Here is a 14,703-nt window from a genome sequence, read left to right on the forward strand (position 1 = left end):
TTCCAGCCACTTCAGGACGTGACCGGCGCCTTCATCAGGTGGTCGCCGTAGTCCTCCCGCAGCTTCATCTTCAGGAACTTCCCCGTCGACGTGCGCGGAATCTGCGTCACGAAGAGGATGTCATCCGGCAGCCACCACTTCGCGAACTGCTTCTCCAGGTGCGCCGTCAGCTCCGCCTTCGTCGCCTGCTGCCCCGGCTTGAACACCACCGCCGCCAGCGGCCGCTCGTCCCACTTGGGGTGCCGCCCCGCGAACACCGCCGCCTCCAGCACGGACGGGTGCGCCATCAGCGCGTTCTCCAGCGCCACGGAGCTGATCCACTCGCCGCCGGACTTGATGACGTCCTTGCTGCGGTCGGTGATGTGCAGGTAGCCCGCCGGGTCGATGGTCACCACGTCGCCCGTCTTGAACCACCCGTCCTTCGTGAACCGATCCTTGCCCTCGTCGCCGTAGTACGACGCCGCCACCATGGGCCCGCGCACCTCCAGCTCGCCCATGGCCTTGCCATCCCAGGGAAGAATCTCCCCCGTGTCGCTCACGTGGCGCGTCTCCACGAACGGCACGGAGTAGCCCTGCGACGCGTACGCCTCCAACTGCGTCTCAGGCGACGCCGTGTGCAGGTCCCCCTTGAGCCGCGCGAGCGTGCCCACCGGGTTCATCTCCGTCATGCCCCACGCGTGCAGCACGTTCTGCCCGTGGCGCTTGCGGAACCCGTCAATCAGCGCCGGCGGCGCCGCGGAGCCGCCAATCACCATGTGCCGCATCCGGCCCAGGTCCCACTTGCCCGGCTCGCGGTCCAACTGCGCCAGGATGCCCAGCCAGATGGTGGGCACGCCGCCCGCCACCGTGACCTTCTCGTTCTGCATCAGCTCCAGCAGTGACTGGGGGTCCAGGTGCGGCCCCGGCAGCACCTGCTTCGCGCCCGTGAGCAACGCGTCGAAGGGCAGGCCCCACGCCGCCGCGTGGAACATGGGCACCACCGCCAGCACCGTGTCGGACTCCCTCAGCCCCAGCACCTCCGGCATGCAGCACACCAGCGTGTGCAACACGATGGAGCGGTGGCTGAAGAGCACGCCCTTCGGGTTGCCCGTCGTGCCGGACGTGTAGCAGAGCATCGCCGCGCTGTTCTCATCCAGGCGCGGGAACTCGAACGTGCGCGACTCCGCCGCGAGCAGCTTCTCGTAGTCCAGCCGCCCCTCCGGCACCGGCCCGTCATCCGGGATGACGATGACGTGCTTGAGGCTCCCGGCGGCCTTCTCGAACTTCTCCACCAGCGGCAGGAGCGAGCGGTCCACCACGATGACCGTGTCCTCCGCGTGGCGCGCGATGTAGCCCAGGTCGTTGGGGTGCAGCCGCAGGTTGAGCGTGTGCATCACCGCGCCCATCGCCGGCACCCCGAAGTACACCTCCAGGTGCTGGTGGTGGTTCCAGCTCAGCGACGCCACGCGGTCCCCGGGCTTCACCCCCAGCCGCGTGAGCGCGTTCGCCAACTGGCAGACGCGCTGGTGGAAGTCCGCGTACGTGTAGCGGTGCAGGGACTTGTCCGGCTTGCGGCTGACGATTTCCTGCGCGGCGTAATAGGAGCGCGCCCGCTCCAGGAAGTGCGTCAGGGTGAGCGGGAAGTCCATCATGCGACCGGGGAGCATCGACACCATCCCTTCGGGAGAGGGGGAAGGGCCAGATGCTACCGGATGCACGGCGCCATGCCCTCCACTCCTGGTGGGGGCAGGCATGGCGCATCACGTCAATGTCAGCCGAAGAAAACCTGCGCGACCTCGAAGAACTCCCGGGGCACGCGCTTGAGCTCGCGGGTGGCCTCCGCCAGGTGCTCGCTGACGATTTCGTTGCCGCGCAGGGCGGCCATCTTGCCGAACTCGCCCCGGGCCACCATGTCGCACGCATGCACGCCGAACCGGGTGGCGAGCACGCGGTCGTGCGCCGTGGGGGCGCCGCCGCGCTGGATGTGGCCCAGCACGGAGACGCGCGTCTCGAAGCCGGTGCGCCGCTCAATCTCCGCCGCGACGATGTTGCCCACGCCGCCCAGGCGCGGGCGGCCCGCTTCGTCCAGGGCGCCCGTCGTGACGAGCTGCTCGGTCTGCTCCGCGGACATCTTGATGCGCGTGCCCTCCGCCACCACCACGATGGAGAAGGTGCGCCCGCCCGCGTGACGGCGCTGGAGGTGCTGCGCCACGGCCTCCAGGTCCGCGGGGATCTCCGGGACCAGGATGACGTCCGCGCCGCCCGCGATGCCCGCGTAGGTGGCGATCCACCCGACGTGCCGGCCCATCACCTCGCAGACGATGACGCGCTTGTGCGACTCCGCGGTGGAGTGCAGCCGGTCCACGGCCTCCGTCGCGATGGCGACCGCGGTGTCGAAGCCGAAGGTGAAGTCCGTGCCGTTGAGGTCGTTGTCGATGGTCTTCGGCACGCCGACGATGCGCAGGCCCTCCTGGGACATGCGCGTGGCGGCGGACAGGGTGCCCTCGCCGCCAATGGCGATGACCGCGTGGATGCCGTTGCGTTCAATGGCGCGCTTCACGCGCTCCAGGCCGTTCTCCACCTTGAACGGGTTGACGCGCGAGGTGCCCAGGATGGTGCCACCCCGGTGGAGGATGCCGGAGGTGGTCTCCCGCGTGAGGCGGAAGTGGTTGTCATCCAGCAGGCCCTTCCATCCATCCCGCAGGCCCATCATCTCGAAGCCGTGCTCGCTGGCACGGCGGACGATGGCTCGGATGACCGCATTGAGGCCGGGGCAATCACCCCCGCCGGTGAGCACGGCGACTTTCATGGGTCCGGTTCTAGCCCGACCCGGCCTCCGCGCGTGAGGACGGATTGCGCGCAATGCCCGTGGGAAACCTTCCCCGGTCCCCGGGCGTGCGGGGGACCGGGCTTGTCAATCGCCGGCCGTGTTCACGTGTCATTCCCGGGAGCGGGTGGCCTTGCCGCGCGGCGCCACGCACCGGGCGGCTGGGGGGCCGGCGATCCGGGCGGGGAGGCCGGCATATGCTGGCCGGCCCATGGACCTACGGGTGTTCCAGTCGGAGCAGGAGGCGGCCACCCCCTGCGCGGCCCGCATCGCCGAGGCGGTGCGTCACACGCCGGAGCTGGTGCTGGGGCTCGTCACGGGGCGCTCGCCGCTCAACGTGTACCGGAGCCTGGCGGCGCTGGCGGCCCGGGGGGCGCTGGACCTGTCGCGGGCCACGACGTTCAACGTGGACGAGTTCCTGGGCCTGCCGCCCGAGGACCCGGGCAGCTTCCGCGCGTACATGGACCGGCACCTGTTCCGGCATGTGAATCTGTCAACGGAGCGGATCCACTTCTTCGACGGGTGCGCGCCGGACGCGGAGGCGGAGTGCGCGCGCTATGACGCGGCGCTCGCGGCGGCCGGGGGGCTGGACCTGCTGCTGCTGGGCGTGGGGCCCAACGGGCACATCGCGTTCAACGAACCCGGCGAGGTGCTGACGGCCACGAGCCACCGCGCGCGCCTGTCGCGGGAGACGCGGCTGTCCCACGTGATGGCGTTCGGGGATGACCCGTCGAAGGTGCCCATGGCGGCGCTGACGCTGGGCATGGCGGCGGTGCTCCAGGCGCGCAAGGTGGTGGTGCTCGCGTTCGGCGTGAACAAGGCCGCGGCGGTGACGGCGATGGTGCACGGCCCGCTCACGCCCCGGTGCCCCGCGTCGTTCCTCCAGCTCCACCGCGACGTGGAGCTGTGGCTGGACACGGGCGCGGCCAGCGGCCTGCACGGGCGCAAGCTGGAAGCGGTCCGGCCCCGCGACGGCGGGAGCTGACGCGGCGGGGCCTCCCCCGGCGCTCGCCCCTAGCGTGTCGCGGAGGCGAGCTTCGCGGGAGGCTTGCTGCCCGCGGCCGGGCGGGTCGCGGGCTTCACGGGGGCCTTCGCCTTCGGCGCGGTGGACGGCTTCGAGGGCGCGTCCGGCGGACGGGCCTTCCGCGCGACGGGGGCCTTGGCCGGAGCCGCGGAGCCGGCCGGGCGCTTCGCCACGGCCGGCGCCTTCGGGCGGGTATGCTCATAGGCCGCGAGCACCTTGGCCACGTAGAACTCCGTCTCTCCGTTGTGCGGCACGCGCCCGTTCACCGACCCCGGGCCCGCGTTGTACGCGGCCACGGCCAGCCGCACGTCGCGGAACCTGCGCAGTTGCTCGGCCAGGTAGCGCCCGCTCGCGTCGACGGACGGCGCCGGGTCGAAGGGGTCCTCCACCCGCATCAGCGCCGCCGTGTCCGGCATGAGCTGCCCGGGCCCCATGGCCCCCGCGGGCGAGATGCGGTGCACCCGCGTCTCCGACTCCACCTGGATGAGCGCCTTCAGGAGCCCCGGCGGAATCCCGTGGCGGCGCTCCGTGTCCTCGATGAGCGGCTCCAGCGGCGGGTGGCCGTCCAGCACGCACTCGGGCCGGTGCGCCACGTAGGCCCCCAGCGCGCGCGCCTTCGTCTGGAGGAAGGAGAAGGACAGGGGCGACACCTGCGTCCCGCCCAGCCACGCCACGCCCAGGTTGAGCAGCACCACGGGCACCAGCGCGCACGGCACCAGCCACGCCCATCCCGGAATCTCGATGCCGCCCACGGCCCGCTTGCGTCCCACCCTCCCCACTTAAGGGCGCCGCGCGTCCCCGTCCAGCTTCCGGCCACCCGCCGCCCCGGCCGCGTCCTCTGGCCGGGGCGGGAGTGGAGGCTTCAGAACAGCAGGCCGAAGTAGTTGGCGCGCGCCTTGGCGCCCACGCAGACCTCGACGTCCGCGGTCCACGACTGCGTGGGGGGCGTCCCCGTGGCCTGGAAGAGGAACTCCAGCTCCTCCTGCTTCGCCAGGTCCAGCACGTCCACCGCGCCGCTGCTGGTGAGCTGGAGCTTGTTCGTGGCGCTCCCGGCGCCGGTGCGCCGGAACTCGCCCAGCAGCACGTACTCCGCGGAGCCCGGCTTGCGCACGGAGAGGCTGGCGCGCTCGATGCCGCTGATGTCCGTGCTGGCGGTGGCGTCGAAGAGCTTCAGCCGCAGCTCCGTCTCCACGTCGGCGTCCGCGGGCAGCGCGCTGGCGAAGTCACCCAGCGGGATGGTGAAGGACTGCTCCACGGAGCCGGCGAGGGGCGGGGAGGCGGGGAAGGACAGGTCGTTCTCGTTCTTGCAGATGCGCTCGGCCTCCACCTCGACGGTGAAGAGCGAATCACAGCCCGTGCCCAACAGGGCCACGGCGCCAGCGAGCAGGAGGGTGCGGAAGGTTTTCGTTCGCATGGTGGATGGGCTCCTGGCTCAGAAGAAGTAGACGATGAAGCCCAGCTTCACCGAAGGGATGGTGGCGCGCAGGTGCAGCGGTCCGGACGTGACGCTGTCGTCGCCGGAGGCGTCCTGGATGAGCGGCGTGGGGTCCGGCACGGTCATCGCCACGTAGCTCAGGCCCACGTTGAGGAAGAAGTTGAAGCGGCTCCGCGTGCCCACCTCCAGGCCCACGCTGCCCGTCACGTAGTTGTAGGTGACGTCGCGGATGGCCTCCGACGTGGCGCTCGGCTCACGGCCCAGCCAGTCCAGCACCTCGCTGTACTCCGAGCCGAAGTAGTGCCCGACCTCCGCGTTGAGGGACGGCGCGATGAAGGTGTCCATGGGCAGGATGCTCAGGCCGCCGCGCACGCCGATGCTGAGCGTGTTCGTGGTGGGGCCCGCCTGCAGCCGCAGCCAGTTCGTGGGGCGCACCACGGCGGACACGCCGATGCCGTGCGGAGCGCCCGCGTCCAGCAGCAGGCCCACCTTGTGGGGCGCGTCGTCCTGGGCGAGCGCCGGAGTGGCGCTGCCCAACACGGCCATGCACCCCAGGGCGATGCCGGAGGAGCGGAGGGAGGGGTGTCGTCGTCTCAAGGAAGAAGAGTCCATCGTCATGACGAAAGTTCCACGGTGAATGCCGGCCCAGCGGCCATTCTTCGCGGAAGGCGAGCGGGAAATGAAGGGCCTCACGCGAAACCCGTACGGGCTTTCCGGGATGCCGCGACCCGCGGTGGAGGGACTGCCCGGTTCCCGACACGCTGGGTGGTCACCCAGGACTCGGGAAATGCGCGCAATGCCTGTCAAATCAAGGACGTCCCCTTCACTCCCGTGGGCGATGTGCATCCAAACCACCGGATGCGAGCGTATGATGAAAGGAAACGGTGACGTGGCATTCAGGGCCGGGAACCGGGGGGCCAAGGATGATCGACGAAGTCGATCTGCGCATGAAAGCGTGGGTGGGACGCATTGCCACGGATGCGCCGGTGCACCTGGGCGTGCCCGACCGTGAGGCCCTGGAGCGGGGTGTCTGTCTTTATCTCCTGGAGCTGGGGCCGGCGCCGCTGACCCGGGCGGGGAAGCGGGGCGCGCTGCAGTTCACCGTCTGCTATCTGGTGACGGTGGGCGCGGAGACGCCCGAGCGCGCGCACCGGCTGTTGGGAGACCTGGTCTTCGCGGCCATGGGCGACAAGGAATTGGAGGTGGACTTGAGCCCGGTGCCCGCGGCGCTGTGGGCGGGTCTGCGTTCGGTGCCGCGTCCGGCGTTCCGCCTGCGGGTGCAGGTGCGCAAGGAGCAACCCCTGGCGGAGGTGCGATGTCTGTCATTGGTGGAAGGGGGCTGTGCGCCGGCCCCCCTGCTGGGTCGGGTGGTGGGGCCCGGCGACGTCCCCATCCCGGACGCGTGGGTGGCGCTGCCCTCGTTGCAGTTGAGCACGCGCACGGACGCGCAGGGGCACTTCCACTTCGCGCACCTGCCGCAGGGCGGGTCGCTGGGCCGGCTGGAGGTGCGCGCGGAAGGGGAGCTGTTGTCGGTGGAGTCGGAGGGGCTGGCCACGGGGACGTCGCCGGTGATCATCCGGATGCCGGTGAAGGAGGAGTGACGATGCTCGCGGGTCCGCCAGCCGAGGCGGTGGTGGCGCGGCCCCGCGCGCGGCGGCACCTCGCCTGGGTGTTGTCCCTGGCGCGGTGGGTGAAGACCTGGGCGGAGCGGGTGCTCGCGGAGCATGCCGCCGCGGTGGCGAAGGCGGCGGTGGAGCTGGGAGGCGCGCGGGTCCGCTCGTTGCCCCTGCGCGAGCCCGCGGTGGTGCTGCTGCCGGTGCCCCTGTGGCCTCCCAGGGGGGAGGAATTCCTGACGCAGGAGCACGCGGACATGGTGTCCACGCCGGTGTTCCCGGAGGCGCCCACGCCCCGCTTGAACACGCTGCGGTGCATCCCGAAGGAGGGGGATGCGCCGGAAGTGGAGCGCGAGCCCGTGACGCTCCGGATGGTGCCCCGGGTGCCCTTCGGTTTCGACCCGGATGACCTGCTGCCCGCGGAGCCCGTGGCGGTGGTGGCCCCGCCGCCGTCGCCCGCGCTGCTGCTCCAGGCCGCGGCGCTCCCATGCGAGGAGCCGCCGGACGCACCGCCCGTCGCGCCTCGGCCGTTGCAGGCGGTGACGTCGTTTCCCAGGGACCCCGCCAGGGACCTCATCGCGCTCCTGAAGGAGTCGCTGGGCACGCCGGACCAGCCATCCGTGCCCTGGTCGGAGGCGGGCTCCTCCTCGCCCGACGAACCCGCCGACGCGGAGGAGATGCTGCGTCAGTGTGAGCGATTGGAGCTGGGGCCGACGGTGGAGTAGCGGCGTGGGGCTGGCGCGCATCCGCCAGGTAGGTGCGCGCGGGGCTATGCTGTCGCGCGCGATGCCCGAGCGGTCACGTCCCAGCGCTGTCCCGCCAGGCCTCACGGTGGCCGACGTCGAGCGTCAGTTGGAGGGCCGCGCGGAGGTCCTCGCGGCGGCGCGGCGTCCGCACCTGGAGCTGGAGCAGGCGCTGTCCGGCCGGCGGTGGCGGCGGGCGCTGGCGCGGCGTCCGGAGCTGGTGCCCGCGCTCGTGGCTGAAGCGCAGGCGGTGGAGGAGGCGCTGGAGCGCGTCCAGCGCCGCGCGGTGCAGGAGGCCTGGCCGGACGACATGCCTGTATTGAAGGCGGCCCGGGAGCTGTCGGCGCGGCGGGAGCGGCTGACGCGGCTGGCCCGGCGCAGGTTGGATGTCCTGACGGTCGCGCCCAAGGACATCCCGCTGGAACAGGCGCTGACGCGGCTGGATGCGCTGGTGCGCCAGGTGGTGCGCTGGGAGCTGAAGCCCGGCGAGGTGCTCGTCCACGAGGCCTTCGCGCAGCGATTCCAGCGGCGGGACAAAGCAAGACGGCTGCGCTCGGAGCTGCCCGCGCACTACGGCTGGCGCCTCGCCGTCAGCCTGTGCGCGGCGTTCGCGGTCGTCCTCCTGGCGCCTCCCGAGCTGAAGAAGCTGGCCGGGTTCCTGTTCATGGCGATCGCCATGGCCCCCGCGGTCTGGGACCTGCTGCGCTCGGGGCATACGCGGCTGACCAGCGAGCGGCTGCTGTGGAAGCCGCTCCTCGGGGAGACCCAGGAGGTGCGGCTGGGAACCATCGCGGAGGGCGGCGTCCGGGTGGAGCGGGCCTGGGATGTGTGCGTGGTCGGTGACCGCCGGTGGCGCGCGCGCTCCCTCTGGGAGGCGCCCGAGCTGGCCCTGCTCATCGAACTGCACCGTCAGCCTCCCCTGCGCGGCGCGGCCCGGGCGGGCGTGCGCCTGGACACCGTGGCGGTGTTCCCCGCGAGGCTCGGCAAGCGCAAGGGCTTCTGTGTGCTGGGACCCCAGGGCCTCTCCTTCATCCCGGAGGGACGGGGCGCCCAGTCCCTCCGCGCCGTCACCGGTCATCCGTCCACGCTGCGCGGCTTCGACTCCGACCTGGTGCTGGACGCGCTGCGCTGGCTTCCGGAGGCGGAGTTCGACGCCTGCGTGACGCGCATGGTGGAGGCCACCGGCGGCGTGGCGTGGGCCCGCGCGGATGCGCGCTACGTGCCGGGCTCCCCCGTGTGGCGGCGAATCCGCGTCGAGCACCGGGGCCTGACGCTGACCGGCCGCGTGAACTGGGACCAGCAGGACGCCGCTGAACGGCTCCTGCGCGACTGGCCTCGTTGAAGGCGGCCCGACCAGGGAACCCCCTTCACTGCGTACACAGGGATGGCGTTTCCTGCGCCATCCCCTCACTTCAAGCGAAGCCGGGGTCCCCAGCCCCTTTCCCGAAAGGCATCATGAAAGCCAGACACCCGGCGGTGCGCCGCGTCTTCACTCGCACCGCCTCCGCGGCGACGCTGCTGTTGGGCCTCGCCATGGGCGGCCCGTCGCACGCGCAGCACTTCACCGTCTTCGAGAGCGGCCAGGTGCGCCCCCTGGCCCTGTCTCCCAACGGCCAGTGGCTCTACGCCGTCAACACGCCCGACAACCGGCTGGAGATCTTCCAGGTGGGCGCCAGCGGCCTCACCCACAAGGGCTCCGTGCCGGTGGGCCTGGAGCCCGTGGCCGTGGCCGTGCGCACCAACAGCGAGGTCTGGGTCGTCAATCACCTGTCCGACAGCGTCAGCGTCGTGAAGGTGGACGCGGACGGGCAGGGCGGCAGCGTGACGCGCACGCTGCTCGTGGGCGACGAGCCTCGCGACATCGTCTTCGCGGGCACCGGCAGGAAGCGCGCGTTCATCACCGCCGCGCACCGCGGCCAGAACACCGGCTTCGACCCCCAGCTCACCACGCCGGGCGTGGGCCGCGCGGACGTCTGGGTGTTCGACTCGGACAACCTGGGCACGACGCTGGGCGGCACGCCGCTCACCCGCCTGACCCTGTTCGGTGACACGCCTCGCGCGCTCGCGGCCACGCCGGACGGCAGCCGGGTGTACGCGGCGGCGTTCCACTCCGGCAACCGCACCACCGTGGTCCACGAGAGCCTGGTGCCCAACGGCGGTGAGTCCGCGGGCGGCGTCCCCGGCCCCAACGTCAACCACCAGGGCATCCCCGCCCCGGAGGTCTCCGTCATCGTGAAGCACAACGGCGAGGACTGGGTGGACGTGCTCAGCCGCCCGTGGACCGGGGCCGTCCGCTTCTCCCTGCCGGACAAGGACGTCTTCGCCATCTCCGCCAACGCCAACCCGCCCGTGCAGGTGTCCGGCGCGGCGGGCACCTACGCGGGCGTGGGCACCATCCTGTTCAACATGGCCGTCAACCCGGTGAGCGGGAAGGTCTACGTGAGCAACACCGAAGCGCGGAACGACCTGCGCTTCGAGGGCCCCGGCACGATGACGGGCAGCAGCCTGCGCGGCCACCTGCACGAGAGCCGCATCACCGTGCTGGGCGGCCCCGGCGCCCCCACCGTCACGCCCCGCCACCTCAACACGCACATCGACTACGCGGCCTGCTGCGCGCCCACGCCCAACGCGGAGAGCGAGAAGAGCCTCGCGCAGCCCACGGGCATGGCCGTGACGTCCGACGGCGCCACGCTCTGGGTCGCCGCGTTCGGCTCGTCGAAGCTGGGCGTGTACGCCACCTCCCAACTGGAGTCCGGCACCTTCACGCCCTCCACCGCGAACCAGGTCTCGCTGACGGGCGGCGGCCCCACCGGCCTGGTGCTGGATGAAGCGCGGGGGCGCCTGTACGTGCTCACCCGCTTCGACAACGCCATCTCCGTCGTCAACACCGCGACGAAGACGGAGGTCGCGCACCTGCCCATGTTCAACCCGGAGCCGGCCAGCGTGGTGCAGGGCCGCCCGTTCCTCTACGACGCGCGCAACAGCTCCAGCCACGGCGACGCGTCCTGCGGCAGTTGCCACATCTTCGGCGACTTCGACAGCACCACGTGGGACCTGGGCAACCCGGACGGTGACGTGAAGGCGAGCTTCAACCCCATCGTCCCGGTGCTGCCGGAGTTCGGCGCGGACCCCACCTTCGGCCAGGACACGTCCTTCCACCCGATGAAGGGCCCCCTGTCCACGCAGAGCCTGCGCGGCATGGCCAACCAGGGCCCCATGCACTGGCGCGGCGACCGCACCGGCGGCGACAGCGCGCCCAGCGTGCAGCCCAACAGCGGCACCTTCGACGAGGCCGCGGCCTTCAAGCAGTTCAACCCCGCGTTCAAGGACCTGCTGGGCCGCAGCGCGCAGTTGACGGAGGCGGAGATGCGGAAGTTCTCCGACTTCATCCTCCAGGTCGTCTACCCGCCCAACCCCATCCGCAAGCTGGACAACTCGCTCACGGCTTCCCAGCAGGCGGGCAAGGACTTCTTCACGAACACGACCAGCTTCTTCCCGGGCTCGTGCGAGACCTGCCACCGCGTGGACGTGAACGCCAACCCGGGCGAGGGTCCCTTCAAGGGCTTCTTCGGCACGGACGGCCTCAGCTCCTTCGACGCGGAGCCGCTGTTCCCCAAGGTTCCGCACCTGCGGAACATGTACCAGAAGGTCGGCATGTTCGGCGCCGGCTTCCCCTTCGGCAACACGCCGGCGGATCCGTTCCTGGGGGACCAGGTGCGCGGCACGGGCTTCAACAGCGACGGCGCCATCCCCACGCTGTTCCTCTTCAACAGCGGCTTCGACTTCCACCCCCTCTTCAACCAGGTGGGCATCCCGGACACGCCCGCGGGCTTCCAGGCGAAGAAGGACATGGAGCAGTACATGTTCGCCTTCGAGACCAACCTGGCGCCCATCGTCGGGCAGCAGGTGACGCTCACCGCGAGCAACGCGGCGGTGGTGGGTCCGCGCATCGACCTGCTGATGGCGCGCGCGGACGCGGGCGAGTGCGACCTGGTGGCCAAGGGCCGCGCGGGCACGTACGAGATGGGCTTCCGCTACCTGGGCAGCGGGCAGTTCAAGGCGGACCGCGCGGCGCTGCCGCAGGTGCCGTCCGCGGCGCTGCGCTCGGGCGTGGCCGCGAACCAGGGCGTGCTGACGTACACCTGCGCGCCGCCGGGCTCCGGCCAGCGCATGGGCATCGACCGGGACCTGGACGGCTTCCTGGATGGCGATGAGCGGGCCGCGGGCACCCACCCCGCGGACCCCGCCAGCCACCCGTAGCGGCGGAAGACACTCGGCGGCCCGGGCACCTGTTGCCCGGGCCGCTTGTCGTTTCAGGGGGAGCAGGGGTGCCCCAACCCCGGGGGCAATGCCCGGCTTCCGGGGCGATGTGCACCGTCGTGGACGGTGGTTTCCCACGGCGAAGGGCGGACACATGACCAGCGAGACGCAGACGGGGCGGATTTCCGGCGACTTCCTCACCACGCGCGATGGCACGCGGCTCTACTTCAAGGACTGGGGCCCCAGGGACGGGCAGCCCGTCGTCTTCTCGCACGGCTGGCCGCTCACGTCCGACGCCTTCGAGGACCAGATGCTGTTCCTGTCCGAGCGTGGCTTCCGCACCCTCGCCCATGACCGCCGGGGGCACGGGCGGTCCTCCCAGCCCTGGGCGGGCCACGACATGGACACGTATGCGGATGACCTGGCGGAGCTGACCTCCGCGCTGGGGCTGCGCAAGGCCGTCCACGTGGGCCACTCCACGGGCGGCGGCGAGGTGACGCGCTACATCGGGCGTCACGGCACCTCGCGCGTGGCGAAGGCGGTGCTCATCAGCGCGGTGCCGCCCATCATGCTCAAGACGGACTGGCACCCCAACGGCCTGCCCATGAAGGTCTTCGACGACATCCGCGCGGGGGTGCGCGGGGACCGCTCCAGCTTCTTCAAGGAGCTGAGCCTGGCGTTCTACGGCTTCAACCGGCCCGGCGCGAAGGTGTCGGAAGGCCTGCGCGAGAGCTTCCGCCTCCAGGCCGTGATGGGGAGCCTCAAGGCCGAGTACGACTGCGTGAAGGCCTTCTCCGAGACGGACTTCCGCGCGGACCTGGCCCGCATCGACGTGCCCACGCTGGTGATGCACGGCGAGGACGATCAGATCGTCCCCATCGACGGCGCGGCGCGCCTCACCGCCACGCTCGTGAAGGGCGCGAAGCTCCAGGTCTTCCCCGGCTTCAGCCACGGCATGTGCTCCGTCAACAAGGACGTCATCAACGAAGCACTCCTGGCCTTCCTCAAGGAATAGCGGCCCTACAGGTCCAGGATGAGGCTCAGTTCGTCCTCCATGGCCTCATCCGTCTGGACGGAGGCGTCCTGGTCGTCCGCGTCGTCCCCGTACCGCGACCAGCCGGCGACCGCCGACGGCCCGAGGCACATCATCTCCCGGGGCGTGGCTCCGACGCCGTCGCCGTCCTGGTCGCGGTAGCGGTAGGCCCACTGGTGGCGGGCCACGTCCGCGTCGTCGCAGTCATTGCCCACGGCCTGGAGGCGGTAGGGCGGGGGCAGTGACATCCCCGTGCAGATGAGCTGGGCGGGGATGGGCGCGGTGAAGCCGTCCCCGTCGCGGTCCACGTGGGCGGCCGACAGGTTCCGCCACCGCGTCGCGTCCTGCGCGTCGCAGTCCGTGCCCTTCTCGGACCAGGTGGCGGGAACCTGACCGTCGGTGCAGAGCTCCGTCACCGGTCCCGCGCCCACGCCGTCCCCGTCCGTGTCCGCGTAGGCCTTCACGGTGTGGAACGCGGCGGCGTTCGTGTCGTCGCAGTCCGGGCCCCAGCCCATCTGGTCGGTATACCCGGCGGGCAGGCTCTTGCCCGAGCACACCATCCCTGTCTTCCACACGGTGTACCCGTCACCATCCGCGTCCAGGTGGGTGTAGGCCCGCAGACGCCACAAGGCGGCGTCCTGGGGCGCGCAGTCGGAGGCGTCCTCGGAGTAGCCCTCGGGCACGCGCGCGCCGCCACAGACGGAGGCCGCCTCGCCCGCGCCCACGCCGTCTCCATCCGCGTCCACGTGGACGGTCCAGAGGTCGAACCGCGCGGGGTTCCCCTCTTCGCAGTCGTCGTCGCGGACCTCCGAGGAGTAGCCCGTGGGCAACCAGAAGCCGCTGCACACCTCGCCCGTCCCGGGCGTCAGGCGGCGGTCGCCGTCCGGGTCCCAGGATGCGTAGGGCAGGAGCTGCCAGCGGGTGCTGTCCCAGAAGTTGCAGTCGCCGCCCCGGAAGGTCTCTCCTGGCGGGGACTCCCCCGGGCCCAGGCAGCGGAGCACCGGCTCCCCGGTCCCGTACGTATCCCCGTCCGGGTCCAGCCAGCGCTCGACGAGGGCCGTCCGGTTCGCGTTGGAGTCGTCGCAGTCCACCGGGCCGGACACGGTGGTGTAGCCGGAGGGCAACTGCTCTCCCGAGCACTGCTCGCCCCGCGCCTCCACGGTGAAGCCGTCCCTGTCCATGTCCACGTGCGTGAAGGCGATCATCCGCCAGCGGCTCGCGTCCTCGGGTGCGCAGTCGTTGGAGGTGAGCGCGGAGCCCCTGGGCGGCGAGCGCCCCCGGCTCGGGCACCACGGGAGGGGCGTCCCCGCGCCCACGCCGTCCCCGTCCGTGTCCGGCCACGCCTCCGTCAGGGACACCACCGCCGGGTCCCCGTCATCGCAGTCCGGCGGGCCCGGCTGCTCCTGGTAGCCCACGACCGTGGCCCCCACGCAGACCGTCACCGGCCCCGGGCCCGTGGCCCCGTCTCCGTCCGCGTCCGGGTACAGGCCCTGCACGGAGCGCCAGCGGGTGGGGTCCCCGGGAGCGCAGTCGTCGGCTTCCCGGGCCCAGCCGCTCATCGTGTCGCCCACGCAGGTGATGCGCTGGCCCGGCTCGCCATGGCCGTCGCCGTCCGTGTCCACGTAGCCCGTGACGGACCGCCACCGGGTGGGGTTCGCGTCATCGCAGTCCAGCTCCGCCGGATGACCGTCGCCGTCCAGGTCCCGGGCGCCCACGCCGCCACCGCAGCCCAACTGGAGCCCCAGGGCGAGCCACACCCACGCCCGCATCATTCGCACCCGCGTGTCCA

12 protein-coding genes are annotated in these 14,703 nt (G+C 71.6%); 6 read left to right on the forward strand and 6 right to left on the reverse strand.

What is annotated here, in order from left to right:
* Positions 1-11 precede the first annotated feature (11 nt).
* Both K8556_RS04840 and K8556_RS04845 read right to left on the reverse strand, forming a co-directional pair.
* Positions 12-1,646 (reverse strand): long-chain fatty acid--CoA ligase, encoded by a 1,635-nt coding sequence (locus K8556_RS04840; protein ID WP_223738837.1) that lies wholly within the window; start codon positions 1,644-1,646, stop codon positions 12-14.
* Between the two features lie 104 nt (positions 1,647-1,750).
* Complete coding sequence (locus K8556_RS04845; protein ID WP_223738838.1) at positions 1,751-2,788, reverse strand: 6-phosphofructokinase; 1,038 nt, start codon at positions 2,786-2,788, stop codon at positions 1,751-1,753.
* Positions 2,789-3,017: 229 nt separating this feature from the next.
* Between K8556_RS04845 and K8556_RS04850 the strand changes: the two genes are divergently transcribed.
* Complete coding sequence (locus K8556_RS04850) at positions 3,018-3,791, forward strand: glucosamine-6-phosphate deaminase (RefSeq protein ID WP_223738839.1); 774 nt, start codon at positions 3,018-3,020, stop codon at positions 3,789-3,791.
* Between the two features lie 29 nt (positions 3,792-3,820).
* Here K8556_RS04850 and K8556_RS04855 read toward each other — a convergent pair whose 3' ends face one another.
* The 3 genes from K8556_RS04855 to K8556_RS04865 all read right to left on the reverse strand — a co-directional run bounded on the left by K8556_RS04855 (position 3,821) and on the right by K8556_RS04865 (position 5,862).
* Complete coding sequence (locus K8556_RS04855) at positions 3,821-4,600, reverse strand: lytic transglycosylase domain-containing protein (protein ID WP_223738840.1); 780 nt, start codon at positions 4,598-4,600, stop codon at positions 3,821-3,823.
* A 92-nt stretch (positions 4,601-4,692) separates the two neighbouring features.
* Complete coding sequence (locus tag K8556_RS04860; RefSeq protein WP_223738841.1) at positions 4,693-5,244, reverse strand: hypothetical protein; 552 nt, start codon at positions 5,242-5,244, stop codon at positions 4,693-4,695.
* An 18-nt stretch (positions 5,245-5,262) separates the two neighbouring features.
* Complete coding sequence (locus tag K8556_RS04865) at positions 5,263-5,862, reverse strand: hypothetical protein (protein ID WP_223738842.1); 600 nt, start codon at positions 5,860-5,862, stop codon at positions 5,263-5,265.
* 362 nt (positions 5,863-6,224) lie between these two features.
* Here K8556_RS04865 and K8556_RS04870 point away from each other — a divergent pair, with 362 nt between their 5' ends.
* From K8556_RS04870 to K8556_RS04890, 5 genes are all read left to right on the forward strand, one after another.
* A complete protein-coding gene (locus K8556_RS04870; protein WP_223738843.1) occupies positions 6,225-6,866 on the forward strand; it encodes a carboxypeptidase-like regulatory domain-containing protein in 642 nt (213 codons plus the stop codon).
* A gap of 2 nt (positions 6,867-6,868) precedes the next feature.
* A complete protein-coding gene (locus tag K8556_RS04875) occupies positions 6,869-7,603 on the forward strand; it encodes a hypothetical protein (RefSeq protein WP_223738844.1) in 735 nt (244 codons plus the stop codon).
* 106 nt (positions 7,604-7,709) lie between these two features.
* A complete protein-coding gene (locus tag K8556_RS04880) occupies positions 7,710-8,963 on the forward strand; it encodes a hypothetical protein (RefSeq protein WP_223738845.1) in 1,254 nt (417 codons plus the stop codon).
* Positions 8,964-9,076: 113 nt separating this feature from the next.
* Positions 9,077-11,881 carry a YncE family protein gene (locus tag K8556_RS04885; protein WP_223738846.1) on the forward strand — a complete coding sequence of 935 codons (2,805 nt, stop codon included), beginning with the start codon at positions 9,077-9,079 and terminating at the stop codon, positions 11,879-11,881.
* A gap of 154 nt (positions 11,882-12,035) precedes the next feature.
* On the forward strand, positions 12,036-12,896 hold the full coding sequence (locus K8556_RS04890; RefSeq protein WP_223738847.1) for an alpha/beta fold hydrolase: 861 nt from the start codon (positions 12,036-12,038) through the stop codon (positions 12,894-12,896).
* Positions 12,897-12,901: 5 nt separating this feature from the next.
* On the opposite strand, the gene K8556_RS04895 is transcribed toward K8556_RS04890, so the two are convergent.
* Entirely contained in the window at positions 12,902-14,692 is a 1,791-nt protein-coding gene (locus K8556_RS04895; RefSeq protein ID WP_223738848.1) for a hypothetical protein, read from the reverse strand.
* Between the last annotated feature and the right edge of the window lie 11 nt (positions 14,693-14,703).

The sequence above is a fragment of the Corallococcus sp. AS-1-12 genome (genome assembly GCF_020036995.1).
Classification (GTDB): Bacteria; Myxococcota; Myxococcia; order Myxococcales; family Myxococcaceae; genus Corallococcus.

Bases quoted from the DNA above. Each gene is read 5' to 3' on its own strand.
- K8556_RS04840 (WP_223738837.1), bottom strand. From the start codon at position 1,646: ATGCTCCCCGGTCGCATGATGGACTTCCCGCTCACCCTGACGCACTTC.
- K8556_RS04845 (WP_223738838.1), bottom strand. From the start codon at position 2,788: ATGAAAGTCGCCGTGCTCACCGGCGGGGGTGATTGCCCCGGCCTCAAT.
- K8556_RS04850 (WP_223738839.1), top strand. From the start codon at position 3,018: ATGGACCTACGGGTGTTCCAGTCGGAGCAGGAGGCGGCCACCCCCTGC.
- K8556_RS04860 (WP_223738841.1), bottom strand. From the start codon at position 5,244: ATGCGAACGAAAACCTTCCGCACCCTCCTGCTCGCTGGCGCCGTGGCC.
- K8556_RS04875 (WP_223738844.1), top strand. From the start codon at position 6,869: ATGCTCGCGGGTCCGCCAGCCGAGGCGGTGGTGGCGCGGCCCCGCGCG.
- K8556_RS04885 (WP_223738846.1), top strand. From the start codon at position 9,077: ATGAAAGCCAGACACCCGGCGGTGCGCCGCGTCTTCACTCGCACCGCC.
- K8556_RS04890 (WP_223738847.1), top strand. From the start codon at position 12,036: ATGACCAGCGAGACGCAGACGGGGCGGATTTCCGGCGACTTCCTCACC.